A 20,958-nucleotide genomic window follows, 5' to 3' on the forward strand; every position below is an offset into this window, starting at 1 on the left:
GCTTCACTCGGCGGCAGTGTGAACGGAATGTTGCGGTTCAAGGCTGGCGGCGCATTACTCGCCCAGGCGGATCAGCGTGACCTGCGCGCGCGAAGCCCCCCGGTACGCCGTCACTTCCAGCTCGACTTTGTAGACGGTCGAGCCCAGGGGCGGGCAGGTGACGGTGGTGGCCGGGTCGATGCCTCGGAATTTTTCGCCGATCACTTCCATGACCGTTGGCACGTCGGCCGGGTCCTGGATGAACACACGCGAGCTGATCACATCCCCCAGCCCGGCATCGACTGCCGCCAGTGCGGTTTCGATGTTGGCGAATACCTGGTGGGTCTGTTCGATCACGTCTTCAGGGATGACCTGGGTCTGCGGGTTGCGCCCGGCGGTGTTGGAGACGTGGATCCAGTTGTCCACCGCCACCAGGCGGGAATAGCTGGCCAGGTCTTCGAATTTCGAGCCGGTTTTCAGTTTGGTGATCTGCGTCATGGGGGAGCCTTTTTTGAGTGGTTGAGGAGTCAGCTAAGGACAGGTTTTTCCCAGAGATTGAGCTTCACGCCGATGCCTTTCTCGAGCGCGTTGCGGTACACGACGGTGCCCCAGGCAACGTCTTCCACAGGCATGCCACCCACCGACATGAGGATGATTTCGTCGTCGTTCAGACGGCCTGGCGCATCACCCCTGATGATCTTGCCGATGTCCTCGACCTGCGCGGCGTCCAGCTTGCCTTCGGCGATCATGTCCATGAAGCGCACGCCTACCAGCGGCACATGGTTGTGCGCAGGCTTGGGCAGTTCTTCGAACCAGGCTTGGTACAGCCCTGTGTTGTCCACCACCTTGCGCACGTCCGCACGCTCCATGCCGTCATCGATGCTGCACGGGGCAGGCATGGCCAAGAACGCACCGGGCTTGACCCACTCGCGCCGCACCAGCGGGTAAGTGCTGGGGTCGCCGACTTCGCCCGAGCTGCAGTAGCTGACCAGGTCGGCGTCACGTACCACTTCTTCCAGGGTCTGCACGACCTGGATGTGGGTGATTTGCGGGAAGGTCGCCTGGACCCAGGCAACGAAGTCATCCAGGTTCTTCTGGCCTCGGCCCTTGATCTTGATCGTGTCGATCAGCGGGCACACCGCCATGAACGCGGCAACCGTGGTCTTGCCCATCACGCCCGGCCCGGCCAGGCCGATGACCTTGGCGTCCTTGCGGGCCAGGTGGCGCGCACCAACCCCGGGGATAGCGCCGGTGCGGTACGCCGACAGCAGGTTGGCCGACATGTGTGCCAGTGGGGCGCCGGTGTCGGCGTCGTTGAGGGTGAACATCAGGATCGAGCGTGGCAGGCCCTTTTCGCGGTTGGCGATGTTGGAGCCGTACCATTTGGCGCCCGCGGTGCGGAAGTTGCCGCCCAGGTACGCCGGCATGGCCATCATGCGACGGTCTGCGGTCGGCTTTGGCATGTGCGGAAACGGCGATTGCTCGGGGAAGGTGATCATCGCGCCGTGGGAGTCGTTGTTCGGGCCGGCCATGCGGTAGTCGCCTTGGTAGAGCAGGTCGAACATTTCTTCCATGGTATCGACACAGGCGGGCATGTCGGTCACGCCGGCGCGGATCATGTCCTGTTCGGACAGGTAGATGAAGTCAATGCGGGTATCGAGGGTCATGGCGGGTCTCGCAAGGCGGCCGTTGTCAGGTTTTGTTCTTGTGGGCGGGGGCTGTCATTCGTGGTGTCAGTTTCGCTAACGAGCGGCAGGCCGTCTTGCGTCAGCGTGCCAGGCGACTTGACCTGCCGTGCCACGGCTGAGCTTTGTGTGGAGCAGCCTTGTGCTGCGAAGAGGCCGGCGAAGGCAGCGGAGATCTACTGTGTTTTCACCGGCCTCTTCGCAGCACAAGGCTGCTCCTACAGTGGTTCATGTGCTGATCTAGAACGGCACCGCGACTGTCAGCGTGCCAGGCAATTTGACCTGCCGTGCCACGGCTGAGCTTCGTGTAGGAGCAGCCTTGTGCTGCGAAGAGGCCGGTGAAGGCAGCGGAGATCAACTGTGTTTTCACCGGCCTCTTCGCAGCACAAGGCTGCTCCTACAGTGGCTCATGTGCTGATCTAGAACGGCACCGCGACTGTCAGCTGGCTGTAGACGTTGGTGCCGTTGCCGCCCACCTGATTGCCGCCGTTGCGCTCGTCCTTGCGGGGCTGATACAGGCCCACCAGCGGGCTGATGATCAGGTGGTCGTTGACCGCCCATTCCAGGTAAAGGTCGAGTTCCCGGGCATCGAGGTTGAGGCTGTCGCGGGTACGCACCGTGTCGAAGTCGAAATACAGCGCACCGACCGTGAGGTTTTCCAGCGGGGTCGCCTTCACGCCGACATGGTGGATGCCGGTGTTGCTGTTGAAGGGCCCGGCATAGTTGGCGGCGACTTCACCCTGGAACCAGGTGCCATAGCCACTGGACAGGCCACTGAACAGCGCGTCCCAGCCTGCCGAGTAGCGGGTGTAGCGGTAGGTCACCTGGGGTGCCCAAGGCAGGTCGGCGAAGGTATAGCCGGCCTGCAGGTACCAGGCTTTTTCCGGGCCGCCTTGCTTGTCTTGCCACGCGTATTCGAAGGCGAAACTGGCATTGTCGATGCCTGCGTTGCCTTCGCCACGCAGGCTGTAGACGTCCATGCCCTCACGCGCTTTCTGAAACGCGCTGGCCCATTGGTCGGTGACGTCGATACCGTGCACCCAGGTCAGCCCCAAGGTGCCCAGAGCATGGGTGTAGTCCAGGGTGCCGGCGGCCAGTTCGGTTTCGGCCTGCGCGCGGTTATCGGACTTCAGCCACAGCAGGCTGCCATGCAGGCCATCCTGCCCGCCCAGGCGCAGTACTGCGGTGCGGTCGAAGGCGTGACGCGCCGCCAAGTAGTAGGCGCCGCCGCGGTCCAGGTGGCCGTCGGCCACGCCGTTGCCCAGGTTCGGGCCGTCGTCGTTGATCAGGAAGCCGCTGCCCAGGCGGACCACCTGCCGCCCTCCAGAAAGGTCTACGCCATCCTTGCCCAGCCAGGGCAGCAGGTCGCCTGAACGCCAGCCCAGGTAGGCGTCCTCGATCTTGGTGGTGCGCTCGGAGCCATCGGTGTTGCCGGCAGCATCCCCATCGCCCCAGGTGGCGGAGCTCACCCAGTTCAAGGCGCCATAGAGGCTGCCGTTGCCTGCCAGGCCCTGGTCACCGCTCAGGCCATACTTGATGAAGCCCTCGCGCCAGGTCGAGCCACCGGCCGTACCGTCATAATTCTTGCGGCTGTTGAACATGCCCCACACCGCGAGCATGTCGGCATTCACGTGGCTGTCGTCGTCGGCGTAGAGTTCGTAGGCCGGCGCGGCCTGGCTGGCCAGCAGCGTGGCCAGGGCCAGGATGGACAGCCGTTGCGGTTTGAACATTGCACTTCCCTCGATTGTTCTCGGCACCTCGCAAGGCGGCCTTTGTTGTTCGGGGGCAGCCTCGTGGAGGCGAGGCGCCGTCGCGGTTGGCTGCGACGGCCTATTAGTGCGTGGATGGCTGGGTGGGGTCTTGTTCGTGGCTGCCAAGGCGCTTGCCCGCCTTGGCCAGGTGCATGCAGCAGGGCGCTTCAGTAACGGATCATCACCGACTTGAGCTCGGTGAAGTCATCGATGAACGCCGAGCCGAACTCGCGGCCGATGCCGGACGCCTTGATACCGCCGAAAGGCACGGCGGGGTCGAGCAGGGTGTGCATGTTGACCCACAGCGTACCAGCCTGGATTTGCGGGACCATCCGCATGGCTTTGCCCAGGTCGTTGGTCCACAGGCTGGCGCTGAGGCCGTAGGGCGTTGCGTTCATCAGGTGCAACAGTTCGTCTTCGTCGTCGTACGGCAAGAAGGTCGCCACCGGGCCGAAGGTTTCCTGGTTGAGCAGGGTGTCGCTGGCGCCCTTGGCGAGAATCACCGTCGGCTCGACAAAGCAGCCTGGGCCATCGCCAATGTGCCCACCATGAATGATCTGGCTGCCTTCGGCGCGTGCGGTGGCGAACAATTCGGCCAGCTTCTGCTGGTGTGGCTTGTTGGCTACCGGGCCGAACTGGGTCGACTCATCCAGCGGCGAACCGACCTTCAGCTGGCCCAGGCGCTGGCACAGTGCGTCAAGCAGTGGGTCGATGCGCGAGCGGTGGACGAAGAAGCGCTCACCGGCGGCGCAGATCTGCCCGGAATGCAGAAAGCCAGCTTCAATGATGCCGTCGACGGCTTTGTCGAGCGCTACATCGGGCAGGAACGCTACCGAGTTCTTGCCGCCCAGTTCCAGTGTCGCACGGGTCAGCTTGGCGCCCATGGCGGCTTGGCCGACGGCGATGCCGGTGGGCACGGAGCCGGTGAACGAGACCTTGTCGGTACCGGGGTGCTCGACCAGCGCTTTGCCCACCAGGCCGCCGCCGGTCAGTACGTTGAGGGCGCCCGGCGGCAGGCCGGCCTCGCTGGCCAGTTCGGCGATGCGCAGCAGCGTCAGGGGCGTGAACTCGCTGGGTTTGAGAATGATGCTGCAGCCGGTGGTCAGCGCCGAGGCCAGCTTCCAGATGGCGATCATGGTGGCGAAGTTCCACGGCACGATGCCCACCACCACCCCGATCGGTTCGCGCAGGGTGAAGGCGCTGTAGCGCTCACCGGCGAACGAGGGCAGGGACGGGGTGATGGTTTGGCCGGTGATCTTGGTGGCCCAGCCTGCGTAGTAGCGCAAGAAATGCGCGGCCTGCTCTACCTCGAACGCGCGCGCGATGCCGATCAGCTTGCCCGACTGCAAGGTCTCTAGCTGGGCCAATTCTTCGCGGTTGGCTTCCAGCAGGTCGGCCAGCTTGAACAGCACGCCGGCGCGGGCGGCCGGGCTGGTGCGCGACCAGGTGCTGAAGCCTTGGCGCGCCGAGCTCACGGCATGGTCAATGTCGGCCTGGTTGGCATGGGCGATGCGCGCGAGGGTTTCGCCATTGGCCGGGTTGACCACGGCAAGGGTCGAGGCGGATTGGCTGGCGATGGAGTGGCCGTGAATGAACACGCCATGTTGGCGGGCCAAGAATGCCGTGACCGCGGGAAGAAGGGTAATGTCGCTCATGCTGGCTCCTGAGGCAGAGGAACGCGGCCTGACCGGCCGCCAAAGCGTGGAGCATAGTGAACGGGCACGGTGCTGATCTTGCATCTCCCTGACGGCGGCATGACGCTGCCTGCCAGGCATGCAGGTGCTGGCAGGCAGCAACAAGGGCCACGGCAGCCATGGGCAAGACGCCCCGCCGGCTGCGGCGCACAGTGATGACGCAGGGAGGCAAACAACAGCCGTGCGTGCAGGTTCACTTGCCGCGTTCAACGCCACAAAAACAAGCCGGGGCATAACGATGTCACTCAACAATAAGCTCACCGAGCATCTCAACCGGGGCAGTGTCGGTTTTCCTACGGCGCTGGCCAGCACCGTCGGGCTGATCATGGCCAGCCCGGTGATCCTCACCGCGACCATGGGGTTTGGCATTGGCGGCAGTGCCTTCGCCTTGGCCATGGTCATCGCGGCATTGATGATGCTGGCGCAGTCGACCACCTTTGCCGAAGCGGCCTCGATCTTGCCAACCACAGGGTCGGTCTACGACTACATCAACTGCGGCATGGGCCGCTTCTTCGCCATCACGGGCACGTTGTCGGCCTACCTGATCGTGCACGTGTTCGCCGGTACTGCCGAAACCATCCTGTCTGGGGTCATGGCGCTGGTGAACTTCGAGCACCTCAACACCCTGGCTGAGTCGGCGGGCGGTTCGTGGCTGCTGGGTGTCTGCTTCGTGTTGGCGTTCGCCGTGCTCAATGCCTTTGGGGTCAGTGCGTTCAGCCGGGCCGAAGTGATCCTCACCTTCGGCATGTGGACCACGCTGATGGTGTTCGGCGTGCTGGGCCTGATCGCCGCACCGGCGGTGGAGCTGGAAGGGCCGTTCGGGACGTCGCTAGTCGGCACCGACCTGATGACCATCCTCTCGCTAATCGGCATGGCCATGTTCATGTTCGTCGGCTGTGAGTTCGTCACGCCGCTGGCGCCGGAGCTGCGCCGTTCGGCCTGGGTGTTGCCGCGGGCCATGGCCTTAGGCCTGTTTGGCGTGGCCAGCTGCATGTTCATCTATGGCGCAGCCATGAAGCGCCAGGTGGAAAACGTCGTGCTCGATGCTGCCAGCGGCGTGCACTTGCTCGACACACCCATGGCCATCCCGCGTTTCGCTGAACAGGTGATGGGCGATATCGGCCCGGTGTGGCTGGGTATCGGCTTTTTGTTTGCCGGCGCCGCCACCATCAACACCTTGATGGCCGGGGTGCCTCGCATCCTGTACGGCATGGCGGTGGACGGCGCGCTGCCCAAGGCTTTCGCCTACCTGCACCCGCGGTTCAAGACGCCCTTGCTGTGCATTCTCGTGGTTGCCCTGATCCCTTGCCTGCACGCCTGGTACCTGGGCGGCAACCCGGACAACATCCTGCACCTGGTGCTGGCGGCAGTGTGTGCCTGGAGCACGGCATACCTGCTGGTGACGCTGTCGGTGGTGATCCTGCGCATCCGCCGGCCCGACCTGCCACGGGCCTACCGCTCGCCACTGTTCCCGCTGCCGCAGATCATTTCCAGTGGCGGTATCGTCATTGGCATGGCGTTCATCACCCCACCAGGCATGAACCCGGCCGACATCTATGTGCCGTTCGCCATCATGCTGGCCGGCACCGCTACCTATGCGCTGTTCTGGACGCTGTGCGTGCAGAAGGTCAACCCGTTCAAGCCGGCGCGGGTCGAGGATGTGCTGGAAAAAGAATTTGCGGCAGAGCCGGGCCATGCAGTGGAGCACCTGCACCATGATCAGACGTTTGCGTGATCGCCTGCTGGCGCCGCGTGCCCCGGCCGGCTACCGGCCCGGGGCCACGCTGGGGCTGCTGTCGCGTAACCTGGGGCAGGTGCACATGCAGTTGCTGGAACCCGCCCGCGGGGTGATCGACAACCCGGCGCTGGGCTGGCGTGCTGAGGTACGTGAGTGTGTCGAGGCGCACTTGCTGATGCATGTGGTCACCTGCGAATTCCGCCTGTGCCTGCCTGCCCTGCAAGGGGGCGGGGTAATGCTTGAAATGCGTCATGCGGGTGCAATCCGTCGTACCGGCCTGGCGTGCGTGTACCGCAGCGGCGACAAGGCGCGTTTCGCCCAAGTACGTGAGCAACTGCTGAACAATGCGCAACTGACCGCCGCCCTGATGCCGCTGGATTTCAAGCGCCTGACCCTGGAATGCCGCGATGGCCACTGGTGGCTGACCTTGGAACACATGGGCGGCAGCGAAGTGGTCAACCGCATGCCAGCGTTTCGTCGCTACATTCAGATCAGCCCGCCGCAACGCGCGCACCTGATGGCCTGCCTCGGCCTGTTCGGGCAATCGCTGCCGCGTATCTAAGCCTTTTTTGGCACGTGCCTTGCTCAAGCTTCAGACGAGAGATCACAGTTGTGCGGCCATTGATAACATGTTAACAATGGCTGCATAACAATAAATTCTGCGTCGAGGGCATCCATGCACACTCAACAACCCAACCGTCAGGGTCTGGAACGCTGGACCACGGAAATGCAGCAGATCTGCGGCCGTTTCGAGACCGAGCTGGCCTCCAACCCGGCGTTGTTCATCGGCGAAGTGTCGACGTTTTCCCGTGCGGGGTTACCACTGGCCAATCTGCGCACCAATGCCGGCAACATCCGCCGCCTGGGCGAAAACCCGACCCTCGACGATGACCAGCATTGCTTTCTGGTCAGCCAGCGCATGGGCTATTCGACGGTGGCGCAGGGCGGCATGCAGGTCAGCCTGGCGCCGGGCGAGTTGCTGCTGATGGACTCTGTCGGGCGTTGCGAGATCACCCCCAGTGGGTTGATCGAGCATGTTTCGCTGGCCCTTTCCCGCGAGCAGGTGCGCAAGCATGTGCAAGGCAGCGGTGCGATGTTCGGCAAGATTTCCTCATCGAATGCCTGCGGGCGCATGCTGCATGTTTTGATGGACCAACTGTGCAAGGACGACCATGCCAGTGGCGATGGTGCGCAAGGCGATGCGTTGCAGACGGCATTCATTGCGTTGCTGGAGCCCGGTTTCGAGCGCAATGGCGACTCGCCGCACACCCTTGGCCCGCTCAGTGGGGCCAACCTGCGTAGCTATGTGCAGCAGGTGATTGACGAGTCCTTGTCACAGCCCGGGCTGACACCGGCCAACCTGGCCGGCCGGCTGAACATTTCGGTTCGGCATTTGTACCGCCTGTTCGAGGAGGAGGGCGACAGCGTCTGCCGCTACATCCAGCGTGCGCGCCTGAAGCGCAGCGCGGACGACCTGGCCAACCCGTTCTTCAAGCGCGAGTCGATCACCTCGATCGCCTACAAGTGGGGCTTTACCGACTCGGCGCATTTCAGCCGCTCGTTCAAAAAGCAGTTCGAGCAATCGCCCAAGGACTTCCGCGCCCAGGCCATGGCCTGACACGCGCTTCAGCGACCCAGGTAGGAGCAGCCTTGTGCTGCGAAGAGGCCGGCGACAGCAGTGAAGATTCACTGTGTTTTCACCGGCCTCTTCGCAGCACAAGGCTGCTCCTACCCGGGTCGTGTCAATCCGGGGGCAAGCCTCAGGCCACTGCCAGGTAATGCTTGACGAACGATTCGCTCAGCACCTCCCACAGCACCGGCGTACCTTTGCTGACGAACCAGGCATCACCGGCCTTGAAGCGGGTGACTTGCCCCGTGGATTCATCGGTCAGCTGGATTTCGCCGGTGACGATCACCGCCTGCTCGTCGAACGGGTAGACCATGCGGAACTTGCCACGCGTGGTGCCGAAGTAGGCGCTGCTGACTGGGTCAGTCGGCGCGCCGTGGGTCATCTTGCCGAAGGCGTTGACGTCGCCTTCGAGAATCTCCGAGCCCAAGTCAGCAACGCTGCCCCACGGGTCGAGTTCGGACAGTTGGACGCCTTGTTTGGCGGCGGTGAGGGTCATGGCAGTGCTCCAGTGATGAGAGGGAAAGGTTCAACGGCGGCCGTTGAAATAGCCCGACAGCTGGTGCGCGGCCTTGCCGGCGGTGAGCAGCAGCGGGCGGAAATGGTCCTTGCCGAGGATTCGCGCATGCTTGACCGAGCTGAGCAGGCCATAGCGTGCGGACCCTTCGTGCATGCCTTCGGCGAGGATCTTGCAAATGATGTGGCTAGGCGTCACGCCAAAGCCTGAATAGCCCTGCACATAGAACGCATTGGGGCGGTTGCTCAGCGTGCCGATCTGCGGGAACAGGTTGGCGCTGGTGGCCATCGGGCCGCCCCAGGCCAGGTCGATGCGCACGTCCTTGAGGTACGGAAAGATCTTCAGCATCAGTGCACGGTTCCACGCCTTGAGGTCCAGCGGGATATGCTCGATGCAGGACGTGGCAGCGCCGAACAGCAGGCGGTTATCGCGGGTGACCCGGTAGTAGTCGATCACCGGGCGGATATCGCTGTAGGCACCGCGGATCGGGCTGATGCGGTCGATCAGCGCCTCCGGCAGCGGCTCGGTCATCATCTGGAAGGCGTAGGTGTTGATGGTGCGGCTGTGCAGTTCGGGCTCCAGCTTGTTGAGGAAGCTGTCGCAGGCCCACAGCAGCTTGCTGGCGCGCACCGAGCCGCGCCCGGTACGCACTTTGATGCGCTCACCGTAGGTCACTTCCAGCGCCGGGCTGTGCTCGAAAATGCGTGCACCGTGGCCGACCAGGGCCTGGGCTTCGCCGAGCAGCAGGTTGAGCGAATGCACGTGGCCACCGCCCATGTGCAGCAGGGCGCTGCTGTAGGCGTCGCTGCCGATGATCTGCCGCACTTCCGAGCCGCCCAGAAAACGGATTTCGTCATGTGGGTTGATGACCTTGAATTGCTTTTCCCAGGCGCGCAGGGTCTTTTCCTGCCGGCTGTTGAAGCCCATGTAGCCATAGCCGTGGCAGAAGTCGGCGTCGATGTCGTAGCGGGCGATGCGTGCCTTGATGATGCCGGCGCCCAGTTCGCTGATCGCGAAGATCTCCTGCAGGCCCTTGTCGCCGACACTGCGCCGGATCTTCTCAAGGTCATGGCCGATGCCCGCCATTATCTGCCCGCCGTTGCGCCCGGTGCCGCCGTAACCCAGGTAGCGCGCTTCGAGCACGACGATGTTGGTCACGCCTTTTTCCGCCAACTCCAGCGCGGTGTTGATGCCGGAAAAGCCGCCCCCGATGACCACGACATCGGCGTCGATGTCACGTTCCAGCGTGGGGAAGTTCAGGTTGTACTTTTTGGTTGCGGAGTAATAGGTCGGGCTCTCGAGGGTGATCATGACGCCGCCTGCTGAATAGAAGTGTGATAGGGCCGTTTGGCAAGCGCTCTGGCACATGAGGCCATTGAGCGCCTGACCACCGGCGGGTGTCTTGTCCTTGCCTGCCAGCGAGTGTAACCAGCCTGCCAGTGCCACTGGCAGCGGTTGCACAGGGCTGCCAGCGGCTGATTGGTTAATGTATTAATGAGCCCGTGCTGGCATACTGGCCTGCTCGCCACTTTCCATGATGCTCGGGCACGCATGACCACACCAAGACCCTCTTTGACCCTTACCCTGCTGCAGGCTCGCGAAGCCACGATGGCGTTCTTTCGGCCGGCATTGAATGCCCATGACCTGACCGAACAGCAGTGGCGGGTGATTCGTATCCTGCACCAGCAAGGCGAGCTGGAAAGCCATCAGCTTGCCGAGCTTGCCTGCATCCTCAAGCCCAGCATGAGCGGTGTGCTCAAGCGGCTCGAGCGCGATGGGGTCGTCGCCCGGCGCAAGTCGCCAGAAGATCAGCGCCGGGTGTTCATCAGCCTGACCGACAAGGGGCAGCAGGCGTTCATGGCCATGAGCGAGGAAATGGCCCGCAACTATGAACGGATCCTCAGCCAGTTCGGCGAAGACAAACTGCAGCAACTGATGCAGCTGCTCAACGAAATGAAAAAGATCAAACCGTGACCCGCCAGAGCCCACCGCACCTCGGTTGATCAACACCATGGAAAGTGCAATTTTCCCGCCGTAACGTGCATTTCGAGGCGCACTCGCACCTCACATACTGAACGCGTCTTTACCGACTTGCCGGCTGTGCCACAGCACCGTAACGCCTGCGCCACAGGGCGTGCGCAGCCGCAGCTGACTCTCCAATAATAAAGAGACCGTTCATGAAAAAGCCAAATCCCCTGCTGGAAGACCTCAAGTCGATCCTGCCGACAATTGCTGCGAATGCGGTGCGTGCAGAGCAAGATCGCAGTGTCCCGGCAGAGAATATCGCGCTGCTCAAGAGCATCGGCATGCACCGTGCCTTTTTGCCTAAACACTATGGCGGCATGGAGATCTCGCTGCCGCAGTTTGCCCAGTGCATCGCCTTGCTGGCAGGCGCCTGCGCCAGCACCGCGTGGGCCATGAGCCTGCTGTGTACCCACAGCCATCAGATGGCGATGTTCTCGCCCACGCTGCAGCAGGAGGTCTGGCAAACCAACCCGGATGCCACGGCCAGCAGTAGCATCGCGCCCTTTGGCCGTACCGAGGAAGTCGAAGGCGGCGTGACCTTCAGCGGCGAAATGGGCTGGAGTTCCGGCTGTGACCATGCCGAGTGGGCGATCATGGGGTTCCGCCGCAAGAATGCCGAAGGTACGCAGGACTACTGCTTTGCCGTTCTGCCGCGCAGCGATTACGAAATCCGTGATGACTGGTATGCCGTGGGCATGCGCGGCAGCGGCAGCAAGACCTTGATCGTGCGTGACGCCTTCGTGCCGGAGCACCGCATCCAGAAGGCCAAGGACATGATGGAAGGCAAGTCGGCAGGCTTTGGTCTGTACCCAGACAGCAAGATCTTCTTCGCCCCGTACCGCCCGTATTTCGCCAGTGGTTTTTCCACCGTCAGCCTCGGTGTCGCCGAGCGCATGCTGGAGGTGTTCCGCGAGAAAACCCGCAACCGCGTACGTGCCTACACCGGCGCCGCAGTGGGGGCTGCAACCCCTGCGCTGATGCGCCTGGCCGAGTCCACCCATCAAGTGGCCGCCGCCCGTGCCCTGCTGGAAAAAAGCTGGGATGAAATCGCCGAGTACAGCGAGCGCCACGAATACCCCACACGCGCCACACTGGCGTTCTGGCGGACCAACCAGGGTTATGCCGTGAAGATGTGTATCCAGGCGGTAGACCGGCTGATGGAAGCGTCCGGCGGCGGCGCCTGGTTTGAAAGCAACGAGATGCAGCGGCTGTTCCGTGATGCGCACCTGACCGGTGCCCACGCCTACACCGACTATGACGTTTGCGCGCAGATCCTCGGCCGCGAGCTGATGGGCCTGGAGCCTGATCCGGCGATGGTCTGACCCGCGCGCGGGTCAATTCCCCTTACAACCACAACAACAAACAGGGCGGGCCCTTGGCCTGCCCGGGAGTCTTGCATGTCCACTGAAAACACCACGGCCTTCGATAGCCGAGCCTTCCGCCGCGCGCTGGGCAACTTCGCCACCGGCGTCACCGTAGTCACCGCCGCTGGTGCCAGCGGGCGTAAGGTTGGCGTCACCGCCAACAGCTTCAACTCGGTCTCGCTGGAGCCTGCGTTGATCTTGTGGAGCATCGACAAACGTTCCACCAGCCATGAAGTATTCGAAGAAGCGTCGCACTTTGCCGTGAACATTCTGGCGGCGGACCAGATCGAGCTGTCCAACAACTTCGCGCGGCCCAAGGACGATCGGTTCGCAGGCATCGATTACCAGCAAGGGGCGGGTGGCGCACCGCTGTTGGCTGACTGCTCGGCACGCTTCCAGTGTGAGAAGTTTCAGCAATTGGACGGCGGCGACCACTGGATTCTGGTGGGCAAGGTGGTGGCGTTCGATGACTTCGGCCGCTCGCCGTTGCTGTACCACCAAGGCGCCTATTCGATGGTGCTGCCCCACACGCGCATGACCCAGCGTGCAGAGGGCCAGGCGCCGAGCAGCCACTTCCAGGGCCGCCTGCAGCACAACCTGTACTACCTGATGACCCAGGCGTTGCGTGCCTACCAGGGTGATTACCAGCCACGTCAACTGAGCACCGGGTTACGTACCAGTGAGGCGCGCATGTTGATGGTGCTGGAGAACGATGCCGGGCTCAGCCTCAACGACCTGCAGCGCGAAGTGGCGATGCCTGCGCGTGAGATCGAGGAAGCGGTTGCCAACCTCAAGCGCAAGGGCCTGATTGCTGACGATGAGGGGCGGGTGCGGCTTTCGGTGAAAGGCGTGGATGAGACCGAGGCGCTGTGGACCATTGCCAGGGAGCAGCAGGACAAGGTGTTTGGGCAGTTCAGTGAAGAGCAGCTGGATACCTTCAAGACGGTGTTGAAGGCGATCATTCAGATGTGAGCTGGTGATAACCAGGGGCCGCTTTGCGGCCCATCGCCCCAGGGATCACGCGGTCCCTGAGCGAGCTCGCTCGCGAAAGGGCTGCAAAGCAGCCCCATTGCTGTTCAGTAAACCCCGCCCCCGTCACTCACCGACGCCGACGTACCTTTGAACTTCCCCGCCAGATCCTGCAGCCCACGCATCAGCACCGTGGTATCCACCCCCACCGCCACAAACGCCGCGCCCAAGGCGATGTAGCGCCGCGCCAGCGTCTCGTCCGCACTGAGAATACCCGCCGCTTTGCCTGCCTTGCCGATGCGCACGATCGCGTCCTCGATGGCTGCCTGCACCTCAGGGTGCCCAGGGTTGCCGCGGTGGCCCATGGCGGCGCTCAGGTCGGCCGGGCCGATGAACACGCCATCGACGCCCTCGACCGCAACGATCTCATCCAGGTTGGCCAGCCCTTGTTTGTTCTCGATCTGCACCAGCAAGCACATCTGCGCGTCGGCTTGGTCGAGGTAACCCGGGATGCTGTTCCAGCGCGACGCCCGCGCCAGAGCGCTGCCCACGCCGCGTATACCCTTGGGCGGGTACTGCATGGCCTGCACCAGCTGGCGTGCTTGGGCGGCGGTTTCCACCATGGGTACCAGCAGGGTCTGCGCGCCGATATCCAGCACTTGCTTGATCAACGCTGTGTCACCAATGACCGGGCGAATTACCGCCTGGCTCGGGTAGGGCGCCACCGCCTGCAACTGCGCGAGCATGCCGCGCAGGTCGTTCGGCGCGTGCTCGCCGTCAATCAGCAACCAGTCGAAGCCGGCATTGGCCGCCAGCTCCGCACAGTATGCATCGGCCAGGCCGAGCCACAGGCCAATCTGCGGCTCGCCACTGCGCAGGCGTTGTTTGAAGCGGTTGACGGGCATGTCCATGGGCAAGTCCTCAAACGAAACGGCAGGCAATCGAGCCGAGCAGGTCATAATCGACGTGGAAGGTGTCGCCAGGCCGTGCGGCTACTGGGCGAGTGAAGGAGCCACCGAGGATGATCTGGCCCGGCTGCAGGGTGACGTCGTACGCGGCCAGCTTGTTGGCCAGCCACGCGACACCCTTGGCCGGGTGGTTGAGCACCGCGGCGCTGACCCCGGACTCTTCGATCACACCGTTGCGGTAAAGCACGGCCGGCACCTTGCGCAGGTCGATCTCGGTGGGGCGTACTGCGCGCCCGCCCATGACCACGCCAGCGTTGGCGGCGTTGTCGGAAATGGTGTCGAACACTTTGCGCGTGGCCTGGGTCTGCGGGTCGACCTGTTGAATGCGCGCGTCGATGATTTCCAGCGCCGGGATGACCCACTCGGTGGCGTCCAGCACGTCGAACACCGTCACATTCGGGCCCTTGAGCGGCTTGCCGAGAATGAAGGCCAGCTCGACCTCGACGCGCGGCACGATGAAACGCTCAAACGGAATATCGCTGCCTTCATCGAACAGCATGTCGTCCAGCAGCGCGCCGTAGTCAGGCTCGGTAATGTTCGACGAGACCTGCATGGCGCGGGAGGTCAGGCCGATCTTGTGGCCGACCAGCTTGCGCCCGGCGGCGAGCTTCTTGGCCACCCAGGCACGCTGGATGGCGTAGGCATCTTCGATAGTGATGGCGGGCTGGTCGAGCGAGAACTGGCGCACCTGTTCGCGCGAGCGCTCGGCCTGGTCGAGCCGCTCGGCGGCCTGTTGGATGAATGCGTTATCGAGCATGGTTGAAGTCTCAAGGTTCAAGGGTTGACGATGGCGGCGCGGGTACGCAGCACCAGCAGGCCGCCGAGGGTGATGAACGCAGCCAGCACATACAGCGCGAGGCTGGCGCTTTGCGTGGTGTCGCGGACCCAGCCGATGAAATAGGGCGTGGCAAACGAGGCGATGCTGCCCAGCGAGCTGATTAGGGCGATGCCGGCAGCCTGGGTGCGGTCATTGAGAAACGCCGTAGGCAGTTGCCAGAACATCGGCAGGGCGGCGCTTGCCCCCATGCCTGCCAGCACCAGGCCGGCCAATACGGGCAGTGCCTGGTTGGGCGCGAGGGCAGCGATCGCGATACCGGCCGCGGCCATCAGCAGGGGGATGGACAAGTGCCAACGGCGCTCGCGGTGGCGGTCGGACGAGCGTCCGCAGGCCAGCATGAACACGCAGCCGGCCAGGTACGGCACGGCGCTGAGCAGGCCGACACTGGCGTCGCTGCCGATGCCGGCGGTGTGGATCAGGCTGGGCATCCAGAACGCCAGCGTGTTCACCGCCAGCATGACTGCGCAGTACACCGCCACCAGTAGCCACACGGCAGGGCTGGCGAGGATGCCGGCGAACGAGGTGACCGGCTTGCGCTGGTCTTCCTGGCCGAACTGGGCGCGCAGGGCGGCTTTTTGCTGGGCGTCGAGCCAGGCCACCTGCTCGAAACGCTCGGGCAGGACCGCCAGCACCACCAGGCCGAGCAGGATCACCGGGGCGCCTTCGATCAGGAACATCCACTGCCAGCCACGCAGGCCCGCAGCGTCATGCATGAACGCCAAAATGCTGCCCGACAGCGGCCCGCCGACCACGCCTGCCAGCGGCACGGCAATGGCGAACAATGCCGTGACCTGGGCACGGCGGCCCGCGGGGTACCAGCGGTTGAGGTACACCAGAATGCCTGGGAAAAACCCGGCTTCCGCCGCGCCCAGGGCAAACCGCAGCAGGTAGAACGCGCTGCTGGTCTCTATCAGCAGCATGCAGGTCGACAGTGTGCCCCACACCACCATCAGGCTGGCGATCCAGCGGCGCGGGCCGACGCGGTCGAGCATCAGGTTACTGGGTACGCCAAACAACGCATAGGCGATGAAAAACAGCCCGGCGCCCAGCCCGTAGACCGTGTCGGACAGGTGCAGGTCCTGGCTCATCTGCATCTTGGCGAAGCCGATGTTGATGCGGTCCAGGTGGGCGAACAGGTAACACACCAGCAGCAACGGCATCAGCCGCCAGGTGACGGCCCGGTGTGTACTGTCCATGAGTGTGGCTTGCGCCGTACTGCGCGAAGCGTGCTCGAGTGTGCTCATATTTGTTGTACTTGTTGTGTGATGAGACGGTGAAAGGTGTCGGCCGTTGGCTCAGGCCGGTTTGTTGAACAGCGGGTGCAGGGTGCTGTGCTTGGCGTCGTAGACCTGCGCGTTGCTCTCGTCGATCTGCAGGGTGATGCCGATGGGGCGTTGCTGGAGCAGCGCGTCCAGGTGTTGTTTGAGCACGTGCAACAGGCTGTCGCCGACCGCTTTGTGAACCTCCGCGGAGCGGCCGTTGGCCATCCGCAGGTTGGCGTACAAAAAGCCATAGTCGCCGTTGCCATCCGCCACTGCGCAGTGCGCGGCGGGGTAGGCCAGCACGCGGGTACCGCCGGTGGGGAATACGGCCTTGCCGGCGGCATCGCGCTGTTCGAGCATGGTGTTGGCCAGGGCACGGCACAGGCCCGGGATGTCGGTGTCTGTTTCCAGGTCGGGGGTGTAGAGCAGAACCAGGTGTGGCATGAAGGGCATCCTCTTGGCAGAAACGCCTGGCCGCCCGGCAGAGCGGCCAGGCAGCGGAACTACAGGCGGCTGGTGGACACCACCGCGGCCGGGTTGGCGGCCTGCGCGGCGGGGATGGCAGCACCATCCTGCGGGGTGACCGGGAAGATCGCGTTGATCTGGCCGGTGCCCGACGAGCCGAAGTAGGGCGTTACCACGTCGGCCTTGCCGTCGTACTTCGACCAGCCCAGGGCACCGAGCAGCATCGCGGTGTCATGCATGAACCCTTCACCGTGGCCCTTGGCGGCGTATTCGGGGAGCATGCCGCAGAAGTCTTCCCATTCAGCGTTCTCCCACATCTTCACCACGCGGTGGTCCAGGGTTTCCAGGAACGGGCTCCACACCTTGGTGGCGAAATCCGGCGCCTGGCCGTTCTGCGCAAAGCGGTGTGACAGCGAGCCACTGGCCAGGAACGCCACGGTGCCGTCGTAGTGGTCTTCCACGGCCTTGCGCATGGCCCAGCCGAGGCGGGCGCTGTCGGCCAGGTAGTGGGAGGTGCACAGCGCCGAGACCGAAACCACCTTGAAGTGCTGGTCTTGGTTCATGTAGCGCATCGGCACCAGGGTGCCGTACTCAGGGCCCAGGGTAGTGGCGTGGTGGGCCATGGTCTCGACGTTGAAGCGGTTGCATTCGGCTGCCAGCAGTTGGCCGAGTGCAGTGTTGCCCGGGAACTCGTATTCCATGTTGCTGATGAAGTGCGGCAGTTCGTTGCTGGTGTAGACGCCCTTGAAATGCGGGCCGCAGAGCACGTGGTAGTTGGCATTGACCAACCAGTGGGTGTCGAACACGACAATCGTGTCGACCCCGAGCTCACGGCAGCGTCGGCTGATCTCGTAGTGCCCGTCGATGGCGGCTTGCCGAAAGCCCTGACGCGGGCCAGGCAGCTCGGACAGGTACATGGACGGTACATGGGTAATCTTGGCAGCGAGAGCGAGTTTGCCCATGGAAATCTCCGGTAAGAGGATGTTGTTAGGGTGTAGAAGCCTGTGGGAGCGGGCTTGCCCGCGAACACGGGCGCAGCCCGTGCCATGCACCGTGGGCTCCCACAGGGTTACCCGCTTGATCGAGACGGTTTTATACACCCCAGCGCGGGATGTGGTGGCTGCCCATGGAAATGCACACGTTCTTGATCTCGGCGAACACTTCGAAGCTGTATTGCCCACCTTCACGCCCGGTGCCGGAGCCTTTCACGCCGCCGAACGGCTGGCGCAGGTCGCGCACGTTCTGGCTGTTGATGAAGACCATGCCAGCTTCGATGCCACGCGCCAGGCGGTGCGCCTTGCCGATGTCCTGGGTCCAGATGTACGAGGCCAGGCCGTACTCGGTGTCGTTGGCCAGTTGCAGTGCTTCGGCCTCGTCCTTGAACGGGATCAGGCACACCACTGGGCCGAAGATTTCTTCCTGGGCGATGCGCATGCTGTTGTTCACGTCGGCGAACACGGTGGGCTGGATGAACTGCCCCTTGGCCAAGTGCGCCGGTAGGTTGGCCGGGCGCTCCAGGCCGCCGGCAACCAGGCGTGCGCCTTCTTCGATGCCGATGCGGATGTACCCGGTGACCTTGTCATAGTGCTGCTGGGTGATCATCGAGCCTACTTGCGTTTTCGGGTCGGTCGGGTCACCCACGATCAGGCGCTTGGCGCGGGCGGCGAACTCGGCGACGAACTGCGGGTAAACGCTTTCCTGGATGAAAATGCGGCTGCCGGCCGTGCAGCGCTCGCCATTGAGCGAGAAGATGGTGAACAGCGCTGCATCCAGGGCGCGTTCCAGGTCGGCGTCTTCGAAGATCACCACCGGCGACTTGCCACCCAGCTCCATCGAGTATTTTTTAAGGCCGGCGGTCTGCATGATCTTCTTGCCGGTGGCGGTGCCGCCGGTAAAGGAAATCGCACGCACGTCGGGGTGGCGCACCAGCGCATCGCCAGCGGTGGCACCGTAGCCTTGGATCACGTTGAGCACGCCATTGGGGATGCCGGCTTCAACGGCCAGGCGGCCGAGTTCGTTGGCAGTCAGCGGCGACAATTCGCTCATTTTCAAGACGGCGGTGTTGCCCAGGGCCAGGCACGGCGCAGTCTTCCAGGTGGCCGTCATGAACGGCACGTTCCAGGGGCTTACCAGGCCGCACACACCCACCGGCTGGTACAGGGTGTAGTTGAGCATCTGGTCGTCGACCGGGTAGGTGTGGCCATCCATGCGGGTGCACACTTCGGCGAAGAAGTCGAAGTTGTGCGAGGCACGCGGGATCAGCACGTTCTTGGTCTGGTGGATCGGCAGGCCGGTATCGAGGGTTTCCAGCTCGGCCAGTTTCGGCACGTTCTGGTCGATCAGTTCGCCCAGCTTGCGCATCAGACGGGCACGTTCCTTGGCTGGGGTGTTGGCCCATTTCGGGAAGGCTTCCTTGGCCGCCGCAACCGCCTGCGCGACCTCTTCGGCACCGCCGCTGGCGACTTCGCAAATCGCGTCACCGGTGGCTGGGTTGTAGTTGACGAAGGTGTCTTTGCTCTCGACCTCACGGCCGTTGATCCAGTGCTTGATCATGCTGCTCATGCCTTGTTGTTCTTGAAGAAGTCAGCTTCGCTGACGATGCGGTTGACCAGGCGACCGACGCCTTCCACTTCCACCACCACTTCATCGCCTGGCACCACATCGGCCAGGCCTTCTGGGGTGCCGGTTGCGATCATGTCGCCCGGTTGCAGGGTCATGAAGCTGGAGAAATATTCGATCAGGTAAGGGATGTCGAAAATCATGTCCGAGGTGCTGCCTTCCTGTTTCAGCTCACCGTTGATCCAGGTGCGCAGCTTCAGGTTGGACGGGTCTGGCACGTCGGCCGCATCGACGATCCACGGGCCGACCGGGGTGGTGGCGTCGCGGTTTTTCACCCGCAGGTTGGGGCGGTAGTAGTTTTCCAGGTAGTCGCGGATGGCGTAGTCGTTGCACACGGTGTAGCCGGCCAGGTACTGCAGGGCGTCTTCGCGCTTGACGTTACGTGCCTGCTTGCCGATCACCGCCACCAGCTCGCACTCGTAGTGCATGTAGGCGACGTTGTCCGGGCGCCAGGTGACCTGCTTGTGGCCGGTGTAGGTGCCCGGCGACTTGATGAACGCCAGCGGCTCGGTGGGCGGCGTGAAGGCGAGTTCCGCAGCGTGGTCGGCGTAGTTCAGGCCAAGGGCGAACATGCTGCCGGTGGCCGGTGGCAGCCAGGTCACCTGGTCTTCATGCACCAGGCGGCCGTCGGCCAGGCGCAGGTGGTCGTCTTCGACGGTGACGTTATGGACCTGGCCGTCGAACTGGATACGGGCGTGTTTCACAGGTGCAATCCTCATTCGGCGACGATGTGGTTGGTGAGCGTGCCCAGGCCATCGATCTCGATATCGACGCGGTCGCCTGGCTGCACATCGACGCGCCCCTCGGGGGTGCCGGTAATCAGAATGTCGCCCGCATGCAGGGTCATGAATTCGCTGATCTCGGCGATCAGCTGGGCAACCGTGCGCACGCAGTTGGCGGTGGTGTTCTGCTGGCGCACTTCACCGTTGACCCGCAGGCGCAGGCCCAGGGCGTCGGGGTTGGCCACCTGGGCTGCCGGCACCAGGGCGGGGCCGACCGGGCAGAAGCCATCGCGGCACTTGGCCTTGACCGCAGGGCGGTAGTAGCTGGTCTCAGGCAGGCTGACTTCGTTGACGATGGTGTAGCCCGCCACGTAGCCCAGCGCGTCTCCGGCGCTGACCCGGCTGGCGTCCTTGCCGATCACCACGCCCAGGGCAGGGCCCGGTTGCAGGCGCTCAACACCGGCCGGGAACACCACGTTGCCTTCATGGTGGTTGCGGGTGTTGGGCGTCTTGACGAACAGCACCGGCTTGACGGGCGGTTGTTTGTAGGGCGCTTCGTGAAACGCCGCTTCGTGCTGCTGCAGCAGACCCTGGTAGTTCAGCGCAACGCCGAACAGGGTGCCGGTCGCAACGTCATGCAGGGCATGGCTCATGCTTTTCTCCAGGCGGTGCAGGGCGAGGGTCGTCCTGCCGAGATTGTTAATGTGTTAATGTTATAGTTAATATGTTAACGAA

At 63.5% G+C, this 20,958-nt stretch carries 20 protein-coding genes; 6 read left to right on the forward strand and 14 right to left on the reverse strand.

Translation table 11 applies throughout. The annotated features are described in order from the left end of the window. Window positions 1-54 precede the first annotated feature (54 nt). The 4 genes from AC5PZ0_RS02890 to AC5PZ0_RS02905 all read right to left on the reverse strand — a co-directional run bounded on the left by AC5PZ0_RS02890 (window position 55) and on the right by AC5PZ0_RS02905 (window position 5,070). Complete coding sequence (locus AC5PZ0_RS02890) at window positions 55-477, reverse strand: RidA family protein (protein ID WP_099428869.1); 423 nt, start codon at window positions 475-477, stop codon at window positions 55-57. Between the two features lie 29 nt (window positions 478-506). Continuing rightward, complete coding sequence (locus AC5PZ0_RS02895; RefSeq protein ID WP_027596114.1) at window positions 507-1,646, reverse strand: ornithine cyclodeaminase family protein; 1,140 nt, start codon at window positions 1,644-1,646, stop codon at window positions 507-509. Between the two features lie 437 nt (window positions 1,647-2,083). Beyond that, on the reverse strand, window positions 2,084-3,394 hold the full coding sequence (locus AC5PZ0_RS02900; protein ID WP_493854270.1) for an alginate export family protein: 1,311 nt from the start codon (window positions 3,392-3,394) through the stop codon (window positions 2,084-2,086). Window positions 3,395-3,582: 188 nt separating this feature from the next. Continuing rightward, the gene (locus AC5PZ0_RS02905) at window positions 3,583-5,070 is read right to left on the reverse strand and encodes an aldehyde dehydrogenase family protein (protein WP_493854271.1); all 1,488 of its coding nucleotides are present in this window, start codon (window positions 5,068-5,070) and stop codon (window positions 3,583-3,585) included. Between the two features lie 277 nt (window positions 5,071-5,347). On the opposite strand from AC5PZ0_RS02905, the gene AC5PZ0_RS02910 reads away from it, so the two are divergent. The 3 genes from AC5PZ0_RS02910 (at window position 5,348) to feaR (ending at window position 8,465) form a co-directional block, all read left to right on the forward strand. After that, a complete protein-coding gene (locus AC5PZ0_RS02910) occupies window positions 5,348-6,844 on the forward strand; it encodes an APC family permease (protein ID WP_493854272.1) in 1,497 nt (498 codons plus the stop codon). Then, window positions 6,825-7,409, forward strand: coding sequence for a DUF3156 family protein (locus AC5PZ0_RS02915; RefSeq protein ID WP_493854273.1), 585 nt, complete (start codon window positions 6,825-6,827; stop codon window positions 7,407-7,409). The genes AC5PZ0_RS02910 and AC5PZ0_RS02915 overlap by 20 nt, the downstream gene beginning before the upstream one ends. Before the next feature lie 114 nt (window positions 7,410-7,523). After that, the gene (gene feaR, locus AC5PZ0_RS02920; RefSeq protein ID WP_493854274.1) at window positions 7,524-8,465 is read left to right on the forward strand and encodes a transcriptional regulator FeaR; all 942 of its coding nucleotides are present in this window, start codon (window positions 7,524-7,526) and stop codon (window positions 8,463-8,465) included. A 142-nt stretch (window positions 8,466-8,607) separates the two neighbouring features. Here feaR and AC5PZ0_RS02925 read toward each other — a convergent pair whose 3' ends face one another. Beyond that, window positions 8,608-8,973, reverse strand: a complete 366-nt coding sequence (locus tag AC5PZ0_RS02925; RefSeq protein ID WP_027596120.1) for a cupin domain-containing protein — start codon at window positions 8,971-8,973, stop codon at window positions 8,608-8,610. Window positions 8,974-9,003: 30 nt separating this feature from the next. Next, entirely contained in the window at window positions 9,004-10,302 is a 1,299-nt protein-coding gene (locus tag AC5PZ0_RS02930) for an NAD(P)/FAD-dependent oxidoreductase (RefSeq protein WP_274886195.1), read from the reverse strand. 240 nt (window positions 10,303-10,542) lie between these two features. On the opposite strand from AC5PZ0_RS02930, the gene hpaR reads away from it, so the two are divergent. From hpaR to AC5PZ0_RS02945, 3 genes are all read left to right on the forward strand, one after another. Then, window positions 10,543-10,965, forward strand: coding sequence for a homoprotocatechuate degradation operon regulator HpaR (hpaR, locus tag AC5PZ0_RS02935; protein WP_085273095.1), 423 nt, complete (start codon window positions 10,543-10,545; stop codon window positions 10,963-10,965). A 203-nt stretch (window positions 10,966-11,168) separates the two neighbouring features. Next, window positions 11,169-12,338, forward strand: coding sequence for a p-hydroxyphenylacetate 3-hydroxylase oxygenase component (locus AC5PZ0_RS02940; RefSeq protein ID WP_027596123.1), 1,170 nt, complete (start codon window positions 11,169-11,171; stop codon window positions 12,336-12,338). Between the two features lie 75 nt (window positions 12,339-12,413). Further along, window positions 12,414-13,352, forward strand: a complete 939-nt coding sequence (locus AC5PZ0_RS02945) for a p-hydroxyphenylacetate 3-hydroxylase reductase component (RefSeq protein ID WP_027596124.1) — start codon at window positions 12,414-12,416, stop codon at window positions 13,350-13,352. A gap of 104 nt (window positions 13,353-13,456) precedes the next feature. On the opposite strand, the gene hpaI is transcribed toward AC5PZ0_RS02945, so the two are convergent. From hpaI to AC5PZ0_RS02985, 8 genes are all read right to left on the reverse strand, one after another. Then, on the reverse strand, window positions 13,457-14,260 hold the full coding sequence (gene hpaI / locus AC5PZ0_RS02950) for a 4-hydroxy-2-oxoheptanedioate aldolase (RefSeq protein WP_027596125.1): 804 nt from the start codon (window positions 14,258-14,260) through the stop codon (window positions 13,457-13,459). 10 nt (window positions 14,261-14,270) lie between these two features. Continuing rightward, window positions 14,271-15,074, reverse strand: coding sequence for a 2-oxo-hept-4-ene-1,7-dioate hydratase (gene hpaH / locus AC5PZ0_RS02955; RefSeq protein WP_027596126.1), 804 nt, complete (start codon window positions 15,072-15,074; stop codon window positions 14,271-14,273). Between the two features lie 17 nt (window positions 15,075-15,091). Next, on the reverse strand, window positions 15,092-16,399 hold the full coding sequence (locus AC5PZ0_RS02960; RefSeq protein ID WP_493854275.1) for an MFS transporter: 1,308 nt from the start codon (window positions 16,397-16,399) through the stop codon (window positions 15,092-15,094). 51 nt (window positions 16,400-16,450) lie between these two features. Continuing rightward, a complete protein-coding gene (locus tag AC5PZ0_RS02965) occupies window positions 16,451-16,861 on the reverse strand; it encodes a 5-carboxymethyl-2-hydroxymuconate isomerase (protein ID WP_493854276.1) in 411 nt (136 codons plus the stop codon). A 59-nt stretch (window positions 16,862-16,920) separates the two neighbouring features. Then, on the reverse strand, window positions 16,921-17,844 hold the full coding sequence (gene hpaD / locus AC5PZ0_RS02970; protein ID WP_493854277.1) for a 3,4-dihydroxyphenylacetate 2,3-dioxygenase: 924 nt from the start codon (window positions 17,842-17,844) through the stop codon (window positions 16,921-16,923). A 130-nt stretch (window positions 17,845-17,974) separates the two neighbouring features. After that, window positions 17,975-19,435 carry a 5-carboxymethyl-2-hydroxymuconate semialdehyde dehydrogenase gene (hpaE, locus tag AC5PZ0_RS02975; RefSeq protein ID WP_027596130.1) on the reverse strand — a complete coding sequence of 487 codons (1,461 nt, stop codon included), beginning with the start codon at window positions 19,433-19,435 and terminating at the stop codon, window positions 17,975-17,977. 5 nt (window positions 19,436-19,440) lie between these two features. After that, on the reverse strand, window positions 19,441-20,205 hold the full coding sequence (locus tag AC5PZ0_RS02980; RefSeq protein ID WP_027596131.1) for a fumarylacetoacetate hydrolase family protein: 765 nt from the start codon (window positions 20,203-20,205) through the stop codon (window positions 19,441-19,443). 11 nt (window positions 20,206-20,216) lie between these two features. Then, window positions 20,217-20,876, reverse strand: coding sequence for a fumarylacetoacetate hydrolase family protein (locus tag AC5PZ0_RS02985; RefSeq protein ID WP_493854278.1), 660 nt, complete (start codon window positions 20,874-20,876; stop codon window positions 20,217-20,219). Between the last annotated feature and the right edge of the window lie 82 nt (window positions 20,877-20,958).

This window comes from Pseudomonas sp. 5.2 (assembly GCF_059025405.1).